Below are 17,780 nucleotides of genomic sequence, written 5' to 3' on the forward strand. Positions count from 1 at the left end.
CTCAGGCCCTCCCGAATTCGCGAACGCGTGGGTCAAGCATGGCAAGCAGCATGTCGGCGATGATGTTGCCGACGATCAGCGTCGCGGCCAGCACCATCATGAAGGTCGCGGTGACATAGACGTCCCCCACCGCCATGGAACCGACGATGGCCGGACCGACGGTCGGCAGCGCGAAGATGATGGCCGTCTCGATTTCGCCACTCAACATGTAGGGCAGTACGACGCCCTGATACATGACCAGCGGGTGCACGGCATTCGGCACCGCATGGCGCATGATGACCGCACCTTCCGAAAGCCCCTTGGCGCGGGCCGTCTCGACATATTGCGCATTCAGCGTATCGAGCAGATTGCCGCGCATCACCCGCATATTATAGGCCAGCCCACCGAAGACGGCGATGGCGACCACCGGCCAGACATGGCTGACGAGATCGACGAATTTGCCCCACGACCACGGCGCACCGCCATATTGCGGCGAGAAGAAGCTGCCGATCTCCGACACGTCGAAATGAAACACCATGAGATAGACGAGGATCAGCGCCATCAGGAAGCGCGGGATCGTCATGCCGAGGAAGGCGACGGTGGACAGAAGATTATCGACCCAGGAATATTGCCGCGTAGCCGCCCAGATGCCGAAAGCGATGCCGAGAATGGATGCGAAGATGTGGCAGACCAGCGCCAGCGCAATGGTGCGCGGCAGGCGTTCGCCAACCACATCGGCAACCGGCTTGTTGTAATAGAAGCTGTAACCGAAATCGCCGCGGGTGACGATGCCGCCGATCCAGTTGAAATATTGCACGACAAGCGGCTGATCGAGGCCGTGTTCGACACGATAGGCCTGCGCCTGCGCTTCCGCCTGTTCGAAGGACGCGCCGCCCTGGTTCATCAGCTGCGAGCGGATGTAATCGGCATAATCGCCGGGCGGCGCCTGAATGATGGCGAAGGTCACCACGCTCAGGATCAACAGCACCGGAATGGCGGATGCTACGCGTATCGTCAGAAATCTCAGCATCGAACGGTCTTCCTCGGTTTGGATGGGCCGTGTGTCTCCGGCCGCGCTTCACGCGCGACCGGTACCGGGTGTTCTCCGGGAGGAGTTCTTCAAGTTTCGCATTTTCCGGACGTAAAACCGCTACGCACTTTTACTGGAAATGCTTTAGTTGATCGGGCCGCCCTCGCCCGGCTTGCCGGGAAGCTGTTCAGGGAAAAGTTCGTATTTGCCCTGCTTGTCGGCCGCGACCCACAGGCGTTCGCGGATGATGGCGTCTTCAGCCCAGTTGAACATGAAGATCGGCGTACCCTGCGGCACATTCGAGAAACGCTTGTTGACGATGAGTGCACCGGGATATTCGGTGAGACCAATCGTATAGAGGTTCTGCGTGTAGACCTTCTGATATTGCTTCATCAGCTCGGCCCGTTCGGCATTGTCCTGCGAGGAGATGAATTTCCGCACCAGATCGGCCATCTCCTTCTCGAACGGCATCAGATCCAGCTCCTTGCCTTCGGGCGAGCGGTGGTTCCAGCTGGTGCGCGGGCCGACAGGGGCAAGCTGCTCGGTATTCTGCACCACGGATGAAAGCTCGGTGGAGTTGCGCCGCACCAGCCAGTCGAACTGCCCGCCATAATGGGCGGCATCGCGCTGGTTGGAATCGAGGCTGTTGATGACAACGCGCAGGCCGAGTTTCGCCATCTGGCCGACGAGACCTTCCGCAAGGCTCTTGTCCGTCGCATAGCCGTTATTGACGAGAAGGGTAATTTCGACGTTGCGGCCACCAAGCGTTTCCTTGGGGAAATTCAGGAAGCCATCGCCATCGGTGTCTTTCAGGCCGATCGAGGCAAGTGCTGCCTTGGCGGCCTCGAGGTTGAAGGGATAATAGACCGTGGAGGCGCGATCATAAAAGCTGGTGCCCGACGAAATGCCGCCCGGATAGATCGCCGTGAACGGCCCCTTCACCAGCGAGTCGCCGATCGCCTTGCGGTCGAGGGCCGATGTCACGGCCTGACGGAATACCTCGTTGCGGTTCAGTTCGCGGATCGCCTGTCCGCGCTCATCCGGATTGCCCCAGCCATTGGCGGAAAAATTCATCTGCAGATTATAGCCGATAAGCCGCGGCCCAAAGGCAAGGCGGGCCGGCGCATTGGGATCGGCGGCGCGCTTCAGCGAAGCGACGAAGTTTTCCGGCTGTTCGAGATTGGAGAAATCGCCCGATCCAGCCACTGCCTGCACATCGCGGTCCGCCCAGGTGGAAAGCTTGTAATGGACCTCGTTGAGGTAGGGCAGCTGCTGGCCCTTTTCATCGACCTTCCAGTAATAGGGATTGCGCCTGAGCACGATAATATCATCGGGCCGATAGGCGACCGGCACCCATGCGCCCATCACCGGCATGTTCATATATTCCGGCGGGAAAGCGTTCTTGAACTGGTTATAGGTGTTCTTGGAATATTTCGGATGCTGCGGTTTGAGAATATGCGACGGCCCGGGGCAGAAGCTCGGATAGGCCATGGTATAGAGATACTGCTTGGGGAAGGCCGCCTTGAAGGTCCATTCGACGGTGTAGTCATCGATCTTTTTGAGCGTCGTTCCCTCACCGAAAGCCTCGGGCGATGCGCCGCCGCCAAGCGGTGAAACATTGGGGTCGACGACCGCATCTTCCCAGTAGAACATCACGTCATCCGCATTGAAGGGCTCGCCATCCGACCACTTGGCACCTTTAACCAGATGCATCGTCAGCTTGTGACCGTCCTCGGACCATTCCCAGCTTTTGGCCAGATTGGGCAGCGGTTCGGTGTCCTTGGCATCCACCTGGAAAAGCGGCGCGGTGCGCGTCAGGCATTCGGAAAGGGCGATATCGATGCCGCCCCAGCCCTGGCTCTGGCCGGCAATGTAGTTCCAGCCCTCCGGCCGGCCACCAACCACATGGCGCATGGTGTCACCATAAACGCCGGCGCCATCAGGCATGTTCGCGGCCTTATAGACCAGCGGCTCTTCCGGCAGGCGCTCCTTCAGCGGCGGCAGCTTGCCGGTCTTTTCAAACCTCTCGCTCACCCAGTCGGGTTCGCTATAGCTCGGCAGCGCCTTGAATTCGAGGATCGAGTCGCGCGCGACATAATTGATCTTGCCTTCGGCCGGAAATTGCGGCGGCTCGGGCGGCGTGGTGGTCTCGAAGGCATTCGCATTAAGTGCGATCATCGAAACACCAAGTCCCAGTGCCGAGATGATACCGATCCTGCGTTGAAGTAACATCGTCATTCCTCCCAAATGGCAGCTCTTCGACCGCCCACCCTCTGTGATCGTTGCGACCGGACGGCGAACTCCCTTTCGCCGCCGGCCTGTTCCCATGCTTTTCCTCAAACAGCCTTTTTCAGCGCCGATTTTTCGGCCCGCAATTCCTCGATGGAACGCACGTTGCGGCGCGCAGCCCCCGCCCAGTCACGGGTCTTGACGCTGGATTTGGCAAGCCGCTCCTTCGCCGCAGGCACGGCATCGGCATATTGCGGCAGCCAGCGCGCCTGCGCGACGACCATCTCGTCCACCATCTGCCAGACCTCTTCCGGCGTCGCGACGGCGCCGACCAGCGGGTCATGCAGTACCGCGAGCTTCAGCAGATCGATATCGCCGCTCACCGCCGCATGCACAGACATGCGCTGCACATTAATCGAGGCCATGCAGGTGGCAGCGCAGGCTTCCGGCAGCGTGATGCCCGACACCATGTTGATGCCGAAACGGTCGACGAAGCCGGGCGACTCGATGATGGCGTCGGCCGGCAGATTGCTGATGACACCATTGTTCTTGAGGTTGAAATGGCCGCGATAAACGCGTCCCGTCTCCAGCGCCTCGAGAATATGGCTGGCATGTTCGTTGGAGCGCTTTGCCGGATCGATGGGCTTTGCCGCCGAGGCGAGAAACTGCGGAAATTCGGTTTCGAACCAGTTGCGCGTTTCGGTGGAGTGGCGCAGATACCCGCCGGTTTCGCCGTGGATCCAGTCGGACATGTCGATCCAGCGGGCGATCTCTTCCGGCCGCTTGCGATACCACGGCAGATATTCCGAGAGATGACCGTTGCTTTCGGTCGAATAAACACCGAAACGCTTCAGCACGTCGATGCGTAACTTCTCCTGCTGCGAGAAGACCGGATGCGCCTCGAAGGCGGCGACCAGCTCTTCCTTGCCGATCTTGCGGCCGTTGAGCCTCAGATCGATGAACCATGTCTGGTGGTTGATGCCTGAGCAGATGTAATCCAGCTCGGACACGCTTTTGGCGCCGAGAATTTCGGCGATCTGTTCCGCACCATGCTGCACGCCGTGGCAGAGACCGACCGTATCGACCTTGCCATATTCGATGGCCGCCCAGGTGTTCATGGCCATGGGGTTGGCATAGTTCAGGAATTTTGCACCTGGTGCCGCGACCTCGCGGATATCCTTGCAGAAATCCAGAATGACGGGAATGTTGCGCTGGCCATAGAGGATGCCGCCGGCGCAGATCGTATCGCCCACACATTGGTCGATGCCGTATTTCAGCGGAATACGGATATCATCGGCATAGGCTTCCAGACCGCCGACCCGCACGCAGCTGATGATGTATTTCGCGCCCTCCAGCGCCCGGCGGCGATTGGTATCGGCCGTCACCTTCACGGGGAAACCATTGGCCTCGACGATCTTTTCGAGGATAGCCTTGATCATATCGAGATTGTGCTGGCTGATATCCGTCAGCGCGACCTCGATGTCGCGAAACTCCGGCACGCACAGGAGATCGGTGAACAGTTTTTTCGTGAAACCGACGCTGCCTGCGCCAATAATAGCGATTTTGAAACTCATAACGCCACCTCTGTTGCAAATCGAACGGGTGAAACGGGCCGAAGGATCGTGAAATGGCGCTGCAGAAAAATACCCGTAAGAATCCCGGAAATCCGGCCTTCCTCCCAATTTTTCAGCAGCAATATCCCGCTGGCTGTCTCCTCGGATCGGGATTATGCGTATAAAGACGGATAGGACCAGAGAAGGATTATGCTTTCATGGGTAATTTTGTGCTGCGTGATTTGATCGATCAGGGACCCGGCATGCGCACCGTCTCGCTCCCGCGCGGCCGCCAGACGCTGCACACCATGCCGACCAGCAGCGGTTATGAAATCCGCCGCGGCGGCAATTATGACTGGGACGGGCGCAAGCGCGGCCAGACGCCTTTCACGGTGCTGCAATATTGCATCGGCGGACAGGGCAACCTGCGTTACGAGAACCGCCATTATGTGGTGAAGCCGGGTGAAACCCTGCTGCTGCTGATCCCGCACAATCACCGCTACTGGCTGGAAGACGGCAAGGAATGGGAGTTCTTCTGGATTTCCATGAATGGCGAAGAGGCCCTGCGCATTCACCGCAACATCCTCGCCGTCACCGGCCCGATCCTCAAGCTGCAGTCCGAAACCGTCGATCACCTTGCCGAATGCTGCTCGCGCCTCGTCAATGGCGCGGAGACGCCGGGCGCCGCCTCCGCCGTCGCCTATGAGGCGGCGATGACGCTTTATGACGATGTCTTCGGCTCGCACCCGTCTTTCGGCGGTGAATATCGTACCCTGCAACAGGTGTTGAGCTATATAGACAGCCACCTCGGCGAGCGGCTTTCGGTCAGCGACCTTGCGGCGGTGGCCGGCCTCAGCCGTGCGCATTTTTCCCGCATCTTCACGGCGAGCGAAGGCCTGCCGCCGGCTGAATTCGTGCTGCAGCGGCGATTGCGGCGGGCGGCAAAACTGCTGACCACGGCCGGGAATATTCCCGTCAAGGAAGTGTCCGTGCTGTGCGGTTTCGAGGACCCGAACTATTTTTCCAAGGTCTTCCGCAGGCTCTATGGCACCAACCCCAGCGAATTTCGCACCACCGGCATGTATGCGAGTGTTCGGCAGGACGGAAGCTGAAAAACCAACTTCCTTTTGCCACGTTTCAGGCGATTAAGAATGAGGGGAACAACCTCTTTGGAGACCGGCTGAGGTGAACAGCAAAATCCGCACGATCCTCGTCTTTCCAATCAGGGCAATCATCGTATTTGCCCTGATCCTCGACGGCATTTTCCGGCCGCTTTACCGGCCCATTATCAGGACCATATCCGGCCTGACATTCATCAGGCGACTTGAAAGCCGGATTGCCGGCTTGCCGCGTCTCGCCATCCTGCTCTGTCTTGCCGTGCCCTTCGCCATTGCCGAACCCATGAAGATCGTCGGCCTTCTCCTGATTGCCCACGGCGCAATCAAGACCGGGATCGGCCTGACGATCCTTGCCCATCTGGCAACCTTCCTGATCGTCGAACGCATCTATCACGCGGGCAGGGAAAAGCTCCTCACCTATGCCTGGCTCGCCTGGATCATGCGTTATGTGCGCTTCGCCCGTTCCTTTTACGATCGCGCCAAACTCGCGACCTTGAACTGGATCCGACTGAGGGTCATGGAATTCCAGAGGTAGGGGCGTTTCCGTTATTTCCGGCGGCGCAGCGTCTTGAGGACATATTCCACAAGTGCGGTGGACTGCAACGAAACGAGGATGATGGCAATGCCGAGCACGACACGGGTTTCCGGCACCTCATCAAACAGGAAATATCCGACAGCCGTGACGAACAGGATCGAGAGATAGCTGACGGGTGCGAGAACGCTGGCATCGGCGATACGGTAGGCCCGCAGGAAGCAATATTGCCCCATCTGCGCCAGAAGCCCGATGGCCAGCAGCGGACCCCAGTCGAGCGGCGCAACCGGCTTCCACGTCCAGATCGCCGGAACGGCGGTGATGACGGCAAGGCCGACGGTATAAAACACCATCATGACCGTGGTGTTTTCCTGCCGCAGCGCCCGGGTCTGGATCACGGCAAGTGCGCCGAACACCACCGACACAAGGACGGCAAGCACGCCTGCGTTAAACTCCGCCCCACCCGGCCCGATAACGACGAGCACGCCAGCAAACGCAAGACAGGCTCCGGCCCAGCGATATCGGCTCACCCTTTCACCGAGAAAGGCAACTGCCATCGCCATCGTCACCAGCGGTCGGGAAAAGCCGACGGCGTTGACGGTGGCAAGCGGCAGCAGGGTGATGGCGATGAAATTGCTGGTAAGCGCAATGGCGTTGCAGCAGATGCGGAAAAGGTTGCGCCAGGGATATTTGACGCGCAGCATCTCCATCCGATGCCGCCAGATGAGCGGCAGGATAAAGATGAGGCCGATCATGGCCCGGATGAAGACGAGCTGGAAGGCGGGATAGGTAACGCCCTGTGCCTTGACGAGCGCCGTCATTCCACCCGAAACGAGGGCCATATCCAGAAGCAGCCAGCCGACACCCGCGCGCGTATCCGTTTCGCGCGGGTTTCCCCGTTTTTCGCTTTGCCCGTGGCCATTCACGCCGGCTGCACAAGATTGGCCATGAGGCGGAAGGCCCCCGGCACCAGCTTGTCCATCTGGTGATGCAGCACGAGGCTGGTATGGGTGTGCCTGCCCTTGCCAATGACACCCGAGACCAGCGCGCCCTTCAGCGGCTGCTCATCGACATCATGCATGGCCAGCAATGGCTCATAGACATCATCCCAGCGCGATGCGAAATAAAGCCCGCGCTCCTTGTCCCAGCCCGCCCAGTCGGCGGCATCGATGACATTGGGCCCGGCAAGCAGCGGATGGTCGGGCAAGAGCATGGTCACCTCCGCCTTCGGGTCCGTTACCCGCCAACGCAGCGACGGTTTGCCGATTTCAAGACGCCGGACCGGCGTTGTCTCCGGGTTCCATCCGTCGGTCGGCCGGTGATAGAGCGTGACCAGATGGCCGCCGTTTTCGACAAAGCGATGGAGCTTCTCCGTCGCGGCAGTGAGATCCCTGCGGATGCCGAAGGCGAATATGCCGACGACGATTGTCGTGAAAGACGAGAGATCGCCGCCGAGCGCCTGCGCGTCGAGTTCGGTGACATCGAGACCCATGCGCGACATCCATGAGCCGACCCGGTCCGCACCTCCGCCGACATAACCCATCCGCGCGCCCTTGGGCAGCTTCAGGTCCAGCGACAGGATTTTCATGACGGACGGGGCGAGAAACCGCACCCGGCCAATATGCGGATAGGCGATGGGGGTGATCTGGAAGGCCGGCTGCGACCCGGAAATCGCCTCAAGCTGTGCAAGCCCCGCCGCGCCCTCGCCCGTGCGTTCGGCAATCCAGTCGTCTCCCGATTTTTGCACATTCCAGCCGCCGGCGCTCCTGAATGACAGCGGTGTATCCGCGCCTTTCACGAGGGCCTGAAACACATGTGTGTCCCGGCCTTGTCCCAGCGGAACGAGAAAAGCATCCGGCGAAAGCGTGAGCGACTGCGCCGGCGTAACGAAAAACGGTTCTTCCAGATCGAAGAAGGCGCAAACCTCCCGCCCTTCAAGCGTTGCAGCCACACGCACGAAACCATGGCCGTTGCCGCCTGCCGCTTTCCAGTCCGGCTGATAGAGGCCCGAGACAGCCGCGTTTTGATCGGCCGCGAGGGAAAAGACAACCGTCTGTCCCAACGAGCTGATGGACGACGACACTCCACTCGGAAGGACCGGTGTTACCTTGACATCGAATTCGGCTGCCCGGTCGGAAAGCTCCACATAAAGTGACGTTTCCCCGCCCGGAACGATCTCCGCCGGTTCGGCATAGGCCCTCTCGAAAAGATCAAGCGCCGTCAGAATGGCAGCATCGACCTCGGCCCGCTTGCGCGTGATCCTGTGGCCGTGCAAGTCCGTGAATTCGATTGCCGCGGCTTCATCCACCTTTTGCAGAAGGGCTGCCGCATCCAGCAGCGATCTGGTGATTTCCCGCGTATCGGGAAAGGCCGCAATCGCCCTGGTGATGGCCTGTTCGGCCTCGACCAGCGCTTTATGGGATTCGGCATCCAGCCCCGCAACGCCAGCAAGGGCGGCAAGCGTCGATGGCAGGTTGTCGAGGATCGATCCTTCTTCTCGATTGGCGGCGTCAGAGAGTTCGAGATGAAGCGGCCAGAGTTCCTGCGCCCGCTTCGGCCAGTGCCCCATCCCCTGCGAGGCATGGTAATAACGCGACCATTCGCCGATACGGTCATATTCGGCACCGGTCGCCTGCTCCCTGCCGGCCGCATTGATCGTCAGTGTCGTTTCCGGCGGCGGCACTTCGTCATCATAGGTATCGCCACCGCCCGACCATGCCGGGAGGTAGAACTTCGCCACCTTCCAGGGCTTCAGCCCCTCGGAGAAATGTTCAGGGTAAGCGGAAGGATCGGCCGCCAACGCAATCGCGCTTCTTGCAGCCCGCGTCATGGCGCGGTGATGCCCATGCTGCCCCGGCACATCGAGAAATGTCGGAATGACGATATCGGGCCGCTCCTTGCGATAGGCCCGCACCAACCGCTCGACGATGCGCTGCTGCCCCCAGCGGCCGAAGGTCTGGTCGCCATCCTTGGAGAAGCCGAAATCGTGGATCATATCCGCCGGTCCGTGGCCGAGCCAGCTTATGTCGGCATCGATGACACGGGCGGCCTCTTCGAGTTCCCGCGAGCGAATGACGCCGAGCGCCCCCAGCCTCTCCGGCCCCAGCGCGTTCTGCCCGCCCTCGCCGCGTGTCGAACAGGCGATGATGATCCGAATGCCGAGTTCCATGCGGAAATAGGCAAGAAGGCCGTTCTGCTCATCATCCGGATGCGCGCCGGTATGCATGACGGTGGCCGTGGATTTCAGCGCGCTCAGCTTGCGGTGCAGGCGAACGAGCCAAGGATCGGCCATCTGCCGTTCGATGCGTTCGCGGGGGGTAAGCATGGGCGGTCTCCTCCAATATTCAGCCCGGCGCCTGTGTTGCGGCTCCCGGGGATGTCTCCAGTTTTGGTGTGACGATGTCGAACAGCGGCAGTGCCGCAGCGCCAAGGGCGGCGGTCAACTGCCCGGATTTGCCATGCATGACGCGCGGCAGTTCCCGCTGCCGCCGGCTTGCGACCGAGGTCGGCAAATCCCCCATGCGCTGAATGATGTCGCTGATGATGACCTCCGGCAGCGCGCCACCGAGGATGACCGTCTGCGGATCGAGAATGTTCTCCAGCATGGCGATCATCGGCGCGAGATGGGCCGCCGCGTCGTCGATCCACTCTGTCACGACCGGATCGCCGGCTTTGAACAGGGCTTCAAGATCGCCAAGTTCCGTATCGGCGATACCGGCATGGCCGAGCTTTTCCTTCAGCACATAAACGGAAGCATAGGCCTCCAGGCAACCTTTCTGCCCGCAGGAAGGGCAGGCCCTGCCCTGCGGCGATACGGTGACATGACCGATTTCGCCGGCGTTTCCGAATGCGCCGCGATAGGGCGCGCCATCCTGAATGATGCCAAGACCGATACCGACGCCGAAATAGATCATGCAGAAATTGGGGATCGCCAGCCCCGCACCAAACAGGCGTTCCCCGACGGCTGCGGCCGTCGCGTCATTTTCCACCACCACCGGCTGGCCGCAGGCATCGCTCAGCATCTGGCGGGCATCGATCCCGCCCCAGCCGGAAAGGGTCGTTGGCCCGACCGAGGTCATGCCATCGATCTCGAAGGGACCGGGCATGACGACGCCGGTGCCGAGCAGCCTGCAACCGAGATTTTTCGCGACAGCCGCGTGCTCGGCGGCGAAGGTCTTGAATATGGCCTCCGGCGTGGTGTCCGTGAGCGGCGTGACGCGATGGGTACGCAGCACGCCGGCCAGATCGAGGCCAACGGTGACCATATGGTCGGCGGCGATTTCTACGCCGATCGTCGCGCCGCCATCCGGATTGACGGCGAACTGGATCGGCGGCTGGCCCCTGCCGGTGCGGCGGCGGCCGAGTTCCTTCAGCAATTCCTCGCCCACCAGCTCATCGACGATGTTGGCGACTGCCTGGGCTGTCAGATGGGTGATCTTGGCGATCTGGGCGCGGCCGAGCGAACCGTGGCGCCTGACGAGGTCGAGGACGACTCGCCTGTTATGCTCGCGGCTCCGCTCAGGATTTTTTCCGATTGCTACGGGATAGGCATCCACCGTGTGCACCGTCATCTCTTCAATTTCCCCGTCCCTTGGAAAATTCATAACGTCCAAATGACGATAAGCGCAATATAATAATTCAAGTAAATTATCTTATTGACAAATGCCCGTGTTCGGAGAACCGTAGAGAACGACCGGGGGTCAGGCTCGCATGGGGGATGGGACACGAAAATTCCCGTTGCCGGCCGAATAAGTGAGCGCGCGCGAAAGCGCGGATAAAGGGAACGATCGCTCCGCATCCGGAAGACCGGACGGAGAAAATGGAGGGTTACATGCGCAGGGCAACTCTGTTCGCCGGCTTGGTCGCCGGTTTCAGCACATTTGCATTCAACGCCGCCCAGGCGGTTGAAATCGAATATTGGCAATATGTCTTCGACACACGCGTAAAAGCCATGGATGAGCTGATCGCGGAATTCCAGAAGGCCAATCCTGACATCACCGTCAAGCAGGTGACCTTTCCATACGCCGATTACCAGACGCGCGTCATCGCCGCCAATCTTTCCGGCAAGGGTCCTGATGTGATGCAGCTGTTCTATGGCTGGCTGGACAAGTTCGCGGCCGGCGGCATCCTGCAGCCACTGCCGACCGACACCTTCCCGCATGACAAGATCGAAAGCGAATTCTTCCCGATCGTCAGCGCCATGAAGCGCGGCGACGATTATTACGGCCTGCCGACGGCGGTTCGTTCGCTGGCGCTTTTCTACAACAAGAAGCTCTTCACCGAAGCGGGCCTTGACGCCGCCAATCCGCCGAAGACGCTCGACGAATTCGTGGCGGCTGCGGAAAAGATCGCCAAGCACGACGCCGCCGGAAACCTGACGGTCGCCGGCTCGACGCTCGACATGGGCGGCCAGGATCACCAGTGGTGGCGTGAAGTCCTCATTCGCCAATATGGCGGCGAGCCCTATACCGACAACGACCAGAAGGTCACCTATAATAGCGAGGCGGGCGTTCAGGCGCTTAAATTCTACACCAGCCTGCAGCTTGAAAAGAAGATCGGTCAGGTGGGCTTCATGGATGAGGGCCAGGCCGCCTTCCGCGCCGGCAAGGCCGGCATGACCATCGACGGCACCTTCCGGCTGGGCTCGTTCCGCACCATCAAGGATTTCGAATGGGGCGTGACCGAACTTCCCACCAACGACAAGAACATCCGCTCCAACTATGCGAGCTATTTCGCCAACGGCATCAGCGCCAAGACGACGGGTGAAGAGCTTGAGGCGTCCAAGAAGTTCCTCGCCTATATCTCTTCCCCGGAAGCCATGGCGATCTGGCTGAAGACGGTGGGTGAACTGCCGGCACGCCGCTCTGCGGCCCTGACCGAAGAAAACCTTAAGGACCCGATCTACGCACCATTCCTGAAGGGTCTGGAATATGCCCATACGACGCTGTTCATGGACGAAGCCGCCCAGCGGCAGAACGCCATCGACATGACCAACCGGGTGCTTCTCGAAGGTCAGTCGGTCGAAGATTCCATCAAGCAGGCCGCCGAGGCCGAGCAGGAAATCATCGACGCGGCGAAACCCTGAAAACCGCAGGTCCAACCATGACAGCGATAGATCAACAGGGGGCGGCATCCGGCCGCCCCGGCGGCTCCTTTGGAGATCGCCTTTCCATGCGCACCAAACGGCTTTTGTGGATCTGGAGCTTTCTGGCGATCCCGATCCTGTTTTACAGCGTCATCCGTTTTTACCCGACGCTGCAGGCCTTCTACCTGTCCTTCACCAACTGGGACCTGCTCAGGCCGGCAAAGTTCATCGGCATCGCCAATTACGTCAAGCTGTTCAAGGACCCGCAATTCTGGAAGGTGTTCAAGAACACCTTTGCCTATCTTATCGTCGGCACGCCGATCAGCCTCGTTCTGGCTTTCGTCATCGCATTTTATCTGGACCGGGTGCGCATTCTGCATGGTTTCATCCGCGCGCTTTATTTCCTGCCCTACCTGACCACGGCTGCCGCCATGGCCTGGGTCTGGCGCTGGTTCTATCAGCCGCCGCCCATCGGCATCATCAACGACGTCCTCGGCATGATCGGCATTCCCCAGCAGCCCTTTATTCGCTCCACCGATCAGGCGCTTTATTCGGTCATGGTAACCGCCATCTGGGCTGGCCTCGGTTTCCAGATCATCATCTTCATGGCCGGGCTGCGCGCCATTCCGACGACATTTTACGAAGCCGCCCGCATCGACGGGCTGGGTGAATGGGCGATCCTGCGCAAGATAACCTTGCCGCTTCTGAAACCCACCACCGTTTTCCTCGTGGTGTTTTCCTCGATCGGCTTCCTGCGCATTTTCGACCAGGTCTATAACATGACCACCAATGATCCGGGCGGCCCGCTCGGCTCCACCAAACCGCTGGTGCTGATGATCTACCAGACCGCGTTCAACTCCTATGCGATGGGCTATGCCGCTGCGCAGACGGTTGTCCTGTTCACCATTCTTCTCGTCGTATCGCTGATCCAGCTCTGGGTCCTGAGGGAAAAGAAATGAGCGAAGCCTCGCCACTCTCCCACGCCCGTATCCGCCCCGGCCGCATTCTCGCCTGGACGCTGCTGTTCATCGGCGGCCTGATCATGGTTTCGCCGCTGCTCTTCATGTTCGCGACCTCGTTCAAGACGGCGGATCAGGTTTACGATCTACGTCTCATTCCGGCTGCGCCGACGCTTGCAAACTACATCACCGTCATGGCCGACGGCCGTTTCCTGCGCTGGTTCTTCAACTCGATGCTGGTTGCGGTCATCGTCACCGTGTCCAACTGCTTCTTCGACAGCCTCGTCGGGTACACGCTGGCGAAATTCGAGTTCCGCGGCCGTTACTTCATCTTCCTCGCCATCCTCTCGACGCTGATGATACCGACAGAAATGCTGGTCATTCCCTGGTATCTGATGTCCAGCCAGCTGGGCTGGCTCGACAGCTACTGGGGCATCATGTTCCCGGGCATGATGACGGCCTTCGGCACCTTCCTGATGAAGCAGTTCTTCGAGACGGTTCCGAACGACTTCATCGAGGCAGCGCGCGTCGATGGGCTCAACGAATTCCAGATATGGTGGAAGGTCGCCCTGCCGCTGGTGACGCCGGCGCTCTCCGCACTCGCGATCTTCACCTTCCTCGGCAACTGGACAGCCTTTTTCTGGCCGCTGATCGTCACGACAAGCAAGGAACTCTACACCCTGCCGGTCGGTCTTTCGAGCTTTGCCGTGGAACAGCAGATCCAGTGGGAAATGATCATGACGGGCGCAGCCATTGCGACCATCCCTACCCTCATCGTCTTCATCGTCCTGCAACGCTACATCGTGCGCGGTGTGATGCTGGCGGGCCTGAAAGGATAATATCATGGCCGATATCAACCCGCGCCAGTCGGATACCAGCAAGTTTCCCGACCCTGTCTACAAGGAAACCGTGCTGCGCCCGCTTTTCGACGGCGCCAAGAACCACCATGTCGACGGCTTCCGCCGCATAGACCGCGCTCATCTGGTCATGCTGCGCGAAACCGGCATTCTCGATGCCGAAACAGCGGCCAAGATCGCCGGCGCGCTTGAGGATATCGACAGGACCATCGAGCCCTCCGAGCTCGTCTATACCGGCGAAGTCGAGGATTTTTTCTTCCTGATCGAGAAGGAGCTGAAAGCCCGCATCGGCGTCGATGTCGCCGGCCGCCTGCACACGGCCCGTTCGCGCAACGATATCGATCACACGCTGTTCAAGATCGGCCTGAAGGACAAGATCGACACGCTCACCGCCAAGGCGCGGGTTTTACTGAAAGCGCTGATCGATGCCGCCGAGCGTAACCAATCCACGCTGATCGTGGCCTATACGCATGGGCAGCCGGCCCAGCCCACCACCTTCGGCCACTATCTTTCCGCCGCCATTGAGGTGCTGATCCGGGATATCGACCGCTTCGCGGAGGCGCGCCGCATCGTCGATCTTTCGCCGATGGGCGCTGCCGCCATCACCACCTCGGGCTTTCCCATTGATCGTGCACGCGTTGCCGAATTGCTGGGCTTTGCCGCGCCCTTACGCAATTCCTATTCCTGCATCGCCGCCGTGGATTATACGACGGCAACCTATGGCGCGATCGAACTGATGTTCCTGCATCTCGGCCGGCTCATTCAGGATTTCCAGTTCTGGACGAGTTTTGAGGTCGGCCAGATCTACGTGCCGAATTCGCTGGTGCAGATTTCCTCGATCATGCCGCAGAAACGCAATCCGGTGCCGATCGAACATCTGCGCCACCTCGCCAGCCAGACCTTCGGCCGGGCGCGGACCGTGCTGGATGTGATGCACAACACGCCCTTCACCGACATGAATGACAGTGAGGGCGAGACGCAGGGCATGGGTTACGAGGCCTTCACTTCTGCCGGCCGGGTTCTCGATCTTCTTGCCAGCCTCGTTGGCCAGATCAGCATCGATCCTGAAAGGGTCGACCAGAACATCCGCCGATCCTGCATCACCATCACGGAACTGGCGGATTCGCTTGTCCGCATCGAAGACCTGTCGTTCCGCCAGGCGCATGAAATTGCCGCAACCGTCGCCAAAAGCGTCGTCGCCCTGAAGGGCGACCTGCCGAATGACGGTTACCAGCCATTCCTTAGGGCATTCAGTGAACTGACAGGACGCGAGACCGGCATCGACGAGGACAAATTCAGGCAGATCGTCTCGCCGGAACACTTCGTCGCGGTGCGCGCCCGTTTTGGCGGCCCGGCACCCGAACCCATGCGGGAAGCGATTGCGGCATACCGCGACAGGCTCGGCGCTTTTGATGCGGAAGCACAGCGGTTCGCCGATCACGAAGCGGCGAAAGCCGCCGAACTGGCAGAGAAATTCACCGCCCTGACGGGAGCGCGATAATGGCGACAATCGAACTCAATCAACTCGTGAAGCGCTACGGCAAGGTCGAAGCGGTCAAAGGCATAGATCTCGCCATTGAAGACGGCGAGTTCGTCGTTTTTGTCGGCCCTTCCGGCTGCGGCAAATCCACCACGCTGCGCATGATCGCCGGGCTGGAAGAGATTTCCGATGGCACGCTCAAGATCGCCGGTAACGTCGTCAATGAGAAAGAACCGAAACAGCGCAACATCGCCATGGTCTTCCAGAACTATGCGATCTATCCGCATATGACGGTTCGCCAGAATATTGGTTTTGGACTTTACACATCAAAGCTCGACAAGACGGAAAAGAACCGCCGCATCGAAGAGGCCGGCCGGGTGCTGGGGCTTGAAGCCCTGCTCGACCGCCGTCCCGCGGCCCTGTCGGGCGGCCAGCGGCAGCGCGTCGCCATCGGCCGCGCCATGGTGCGCGATCCCGCAGCCTTCCTGTTCGATGAGCCGCTCTCCAATCTCGATGCGCAGTTGAGATCGCAGATGCGCATTGAAATCAAGCGCTTGCACCAACGTCTTAAGACGACAACCGTCTACGTCACCCATGATCAGGTGGAAGCCATGACCATGGCGGACCGTATCGTGGTGATGAAGGACGGCCATATATTGCAGGTCGGCACTCCGACGGAACTTTACGAAACACCCGTCGATATCTTCACCGCCCGCTTCATCGGCAGCCCCTCGATGAACCTGCTGCGAGGGACCAAAACAACCAGCAGCGTTGCGCCCTCCGCCAACGGTGAGCTTCTGATCGGCGTCCGGCCGCATGATCTGCTGGTCGGCGAGAACGGCGCTGCACAGGGAACGTTTACACTTGAGGGAACGGTAACGGCGGTCGAGCCGCTGGGGCCGGAGACGCTCGTGCATCTGGATACGGACACCACCTCGGTGATCGCCACGGCCAGAGGCAAATCCATTCCCGCTGTCGGCAGCCGGTTGCAATGCCAGGCGGCAACAGGCGCGCTTTATCTTTTCGATGCGAAAACGGAAAAGCTTCTGGGTCGCGCATGATGACAACAGAAAAAACAGCCGTCATCAGCATCGGCCGGATCTATTGCGACCTCATTTTCACCGGGCTCGATGAATTGCCTGTGCTCGGCCGGGAACTGTTTGCCCGCGACATGGAAATTGCCGCCGGCGGCGGCGCCTTCATTGCCGCCGCACATTTTGCCCATATAGGCCGCCCGGTTGCGTTGCTGGCAAGGCTTGGCACCGATACGTTTTCGCGCGATATCGGTGAGAAAATGGCAAAAAGCGGCGTCGACCTGCAGTTTCTGGAACATGCAACAGATGCCGGACCGCAAGTCACGGTGGCGACGGTGGTCGGTCAGGACCGGGCATTTCTGACGCGCCGCGCCGGTGCCGCCCGGCCGTCAACGCTGGATGCCGCCTTTGCGTGGAGCAAGGCGAGACATCTGCACATCGCCGAATTCGCTACCCTGCACGAGATTCCCGATCTGGTCTCACGCGCCAAGGCGAGCGGATTGTCCGTTTCTCTCGATCCAAGCTGGGATGCAGCGCTGATCTACGACAAGGGCCTGCTCAGGGCCTGTGCGGGCGTCGACGTGTTTTTGCCCAATCTCGAAGAGGCCGAAGCGATCACTGGTCATTCTGACCCGGAAACCGCGATCCGCGCCCTGGCAGAGACGTTTCCCGTCGTGGCCTTGAAAGGCGGCGCGCAGGGCGCGTGGGTTTCCTCTCAGACGGGGCTGCAGCATGTGGCGGCCCAGAAAGTCCCGGTTATCGATACGACCGGCGCAGGCGATGCCTTTAATGCCGGTTTTCTGGATGCGTGGCTTCAGGGGCAGGACGAACAGCGATGCCTCAAAGCCGGGGTCGCTGCGGGCAGCCTTGCCGTGCAGGCGGCAGGCGGTGCACCGAGGGTGACCGCCGCCGCTTGAGGCATCC

General features: G+C 60.2%; 14 protein-coding genes. 8 read left to right on the plus strand and 6 right to left on the minus strand.

The features are described from left to right. Position 1: 1 nt before the first annotated feature. The 3 genes from JZX88_RS13725 to JZX88_RS13735 form a co-directional block, all read right to left on the minus strand. Complete coding sequence (locus tag JZX88_RS13725; RefSeq protein WP_065116863.1) at positions 2–1,009, minus strand: ABC transporter permease; 1,008 nt, start codon at positions 1,007–1,009, stop codon at positions 2–4. Between the two features lie 144 nt (positions 1,010–1,153). Next, positions 1,154–3,241 (minus strand): ABC transporter substrate-binding protein, encoded by a 2,088-nt coding sequence (locus tag JZX88_RS13730; RefSeq protein WP_206913898.1) that lies wholly within the window; start codon positions 3,239–3,241, stop codon positions 1,154–1,156. A 104-nt stretch (positions 3,242–3,345) separates the two neighbouring features. Then, entirely contained in the window at positions 3,346–4,812 is a 1,467-nt protein-coding gene (locus JZX88_RS13735; RefSeq protein ID WP_206913899.1) for an alpha-glucosidase/alpha-galactosidase, read from the minus strand. A 197-nt stretch (positions 4,813–5,009) separates the two neighbouring features. Here JZX88_RS13735 and JZX88_RS13740 point away from each other — a divergent pair, with 197 nt between their 5' ends. Both JZX88_RS13740 and JZX88_RS13745 read left to right on the plus strand, forming a co-directional pair. Next, on the plus strand, positions 5,010–5,903 hold the full coding sequence (locus JZX88_RS13740) for an AraC family transcriptional regulator (protein WP_142857899.1): 894 nt from the start codon (positions 5,010–5,012) through the stop codon (positions 5,901–5,903). 73 nt (positions 5,904–5,976) lie between these two features. Further along, complete coding sequence (locus tag JZX88_RS13745) at positions 5,977–6,444, plus strand: hypothetical protein (RefSeq protein ID WP_206913900.1); 468 nt, start codon at positions 5,977–5,979, stop codon at positions 6,442–6,444. 11 nt (positions 6,445–6,455) lie between these two features. Here the strand turns inward: JZX88_RS13745 and JZX88_RS13750 are convergent, their stop codons facing one another. The 3 genes from JZX88_RS13750 to JZX88_RS13760 are packed head-to-tail and all read right to left on the minus strand — an operon-like array spanning position 6,456 to position 11,012. Continuing rightward, a complete protein-coding gene (locus JZX88_RS13750; protein WP_206913901.1) occupies positions 6,456–7,367 on the minus strand; it encodes an EamA family transporter in 912 nt (303 codons plus the stop codon). Next, positions 7,364–9,766 carry a PIG-L family deacetylase gene (locus JZX88_RS13755; RefSeq protein ID WP_206913902.1) on the minus strand — a complete coding sequence of 801 codons (2,403 nt, stop codon included), beginning with the start codon at positions 9,764–9,766 and terminating at the stop codon, positions 7,364–7,366. Before JZX88_RS13755 ends, JZX88_RS13750 begins: the two co-directional genes overlap by 4 nt. Before the next feature lie 19 nt (positions 9,767–9,785). After that, entirely contained in the window at positions 9,786–11,012 is a 1,227-nt protein-coding gene (locus tag JZX88_RS13760) for an ROK family transcriptional regulator (RefSeq protein ID WP_206913903.1), read from the minus strand. A gap of 248 nt (positions 11,013–11,260) precedes the next feature. On the opposite strand from JZX88_RS13760, the gene JZX88_RS13765 reads away from it, so the two are divergent. From JZX88_RS13765 to JZX88_RS13790, 6 genes are read left to right on the plus strand one after another with little or no spacing between them, the layout of a single operon-like run. Next, a complete protein-coding gene (locus JZX88_RS13765) occupies positions 11,261–12,526 on the plus strand; it encodes an extracellular solute-binding protein (protein ID WP_065116871.1) in 1,266 nt (421 codons plus the stop codon). Between the two features lie 17 nt (positions 12,527–12,543). Continuing rightward, positions 12,544–13,485: a carbohydrate ABC transporter permease gene (locus tag JZX88_RS13770; protein ID WP_065116872.1), complete on the plus strand. Its 942-nt coding sequence runs from the start codon at positions 12,544–12,546 to the stop codon at positions 13,483–13,485. Next, positions 13,482–14,324 carry a carbohydrate ABC transporter permease gene (locus tag JZX88_RS13775; protein ID WP_142857892.1) on the plus strand — a complete coding sequence of 281 codons (843 nt, stop codon included), beginning with the start codon at positions 13,482–13,484 and terminating at the stop codon, positions 14,322–14,324. The genes JZX88_RS13770 and JZX88_RS13775 overlap by 4 nt, the downstream gene beginning before the upstream one ends. Before the next feature lie 4 nt (positions 14,325–14,328). Further along, the gene (gene argH / locus JZX88_RS13780) at positions 14,329–15,843 is read left to right on the plus strand and encodes an argininosuccinate lyase (protein WP_206913904.1); all 1,515 of its coding nucleotides are present in this window, start codon (positions 14,329–14,331) and stop codon (positions 15,841–15,843) included. After that, positions 15,843–16,883, plus strand: a complete 1,041-nt coding sequence (locus JZX88_RS13785; RefSeq protein WP_142857888.1) for an ABC transporter ATP-binding protein — start codon at positions 15,843–15,845, stop codon at positions 16,881–16,883. The genes argH and JZX88_RS13785 overlap by 1 nt, the downstream gene beginning before the upstream one ends. After that, a complete protein-coding gene (locus JZX88_RS13790) occupies positions 16,880–17,773 on the plus strand; it encodes a carbohydrate kinase family protein (protein WP_065116876.1) in 894 nt (297 codons plus the stop codon). Before JZX88_RS13785 ends, JZX88_RS13790 begins: the two co-directional genes overlap by 4 nt. The last annotated feature ends 7 nt before the right edge of the window (positions 17,774–17,780 follow it).

Origin of the sequence: Agrobacterium sp. OT33 (genome assembly GCF_017313365.1) — a bacterium.
In the GTDB taxonomy this organism is placed as follows: Bacteria; Pseudomonadota; Alphaproteobacteria; order Rhizobiales; family Rhizobiaceae; genus Agrobacterium; species Agrobacterium rhizogenes_A.

What these genes read in the sequence shown, in the direction of transcription:
- JZX88_RS13725 (WP_065116863.1), bottom strand. Translation starts at nt 1,009, where the DNA reads ATGCTGAGATTTCTGACGATACGCGTAGCATCCGCCATTCCGGTGCTG.
- JZX88_RS13730 (WP_206913898.1), bottom strand. Translation starts at nt 3,241, where the DNA reads ATGTTACTTCAACGCAGGATCGGTATCATCTCGGCACTGGGACTTGGT.
- JZX88_RS13735 (WP_206913899.1), bottom strand. Translation starts at nt 4,812, where the DNA reads ATGAGTTTCAAAATCGCTATTATTGGCGCAGGCAGCGTCGGTTTCACG.
- JZX88_RS13740 (WP_142857899.1), top strand. Translation starts at nt 5,010, where the DNA reads ATGGGTAATTTTGTGCTGCGTGATTTGATCGATCAGGGACCCGGCATG.
- JZX88_RS13755 (WP_206913902.1), bottom strand. Translation starts at nt 9,766, where the DNA reads ATGCTTACCCCCCGCGAACGCATCGAACGGCAGATGGCCGATCCTTGG.
- JZX88_RS13760 (WP_206913903.1), bottom strand. Translation starts at nt 11,012, where the DNA reads ATGACGGTGCACACGGTGGATGCCTATCCCGTAGCAATCGGAAAAAAT.
- JZX88_RS13765 (WP_065116871.1), top strand. Translation starts at nt 11,261, where the DNA reads ATGGAGGGTTACATGCGCAGGGCAACTCTGTTCGCCGGCTTGGTCGCC.
- JZX88_RS13770 (WP_065116872.1), top strand. Translation starts at nt 12,544, where the DNA reads ATGACAGCGATAGATCAACAGGGGGCGGCATCCGGCCGCCCCGGCGGC.
- JZX88_RS13775 (WP_142857892.1), top strand. Translation starts at nt 13,482, where the DNA reads ATGAGCGAAGCCTCGCCACTCTCCCACGCCCGTATCCGCCCCGGCCGC.
- argH (WP_206913904.1), top strand. Translation starts at nt 14,329, where the DNA reads ATGGCCGATATCAACCCGCGCCAGTCGGATACCAGCAAGTTTCCCGAC.
- JZX88_RS13785 (WP_142857888.1), top strand. Translation starts at nt 15,843, where the DNA reads ATGGCGACAATCGAACTCAATCAACTCGTGAAGCGCTACGGCAAGGTC.
- JZX88_RS13790 (WP_065116876.1), top strand. Translation starts at nt 16,880, where the DNA reads ATGATGACAACAGAAAAAACAGCCGTCATCAGCATCGGCCGGATCTAT.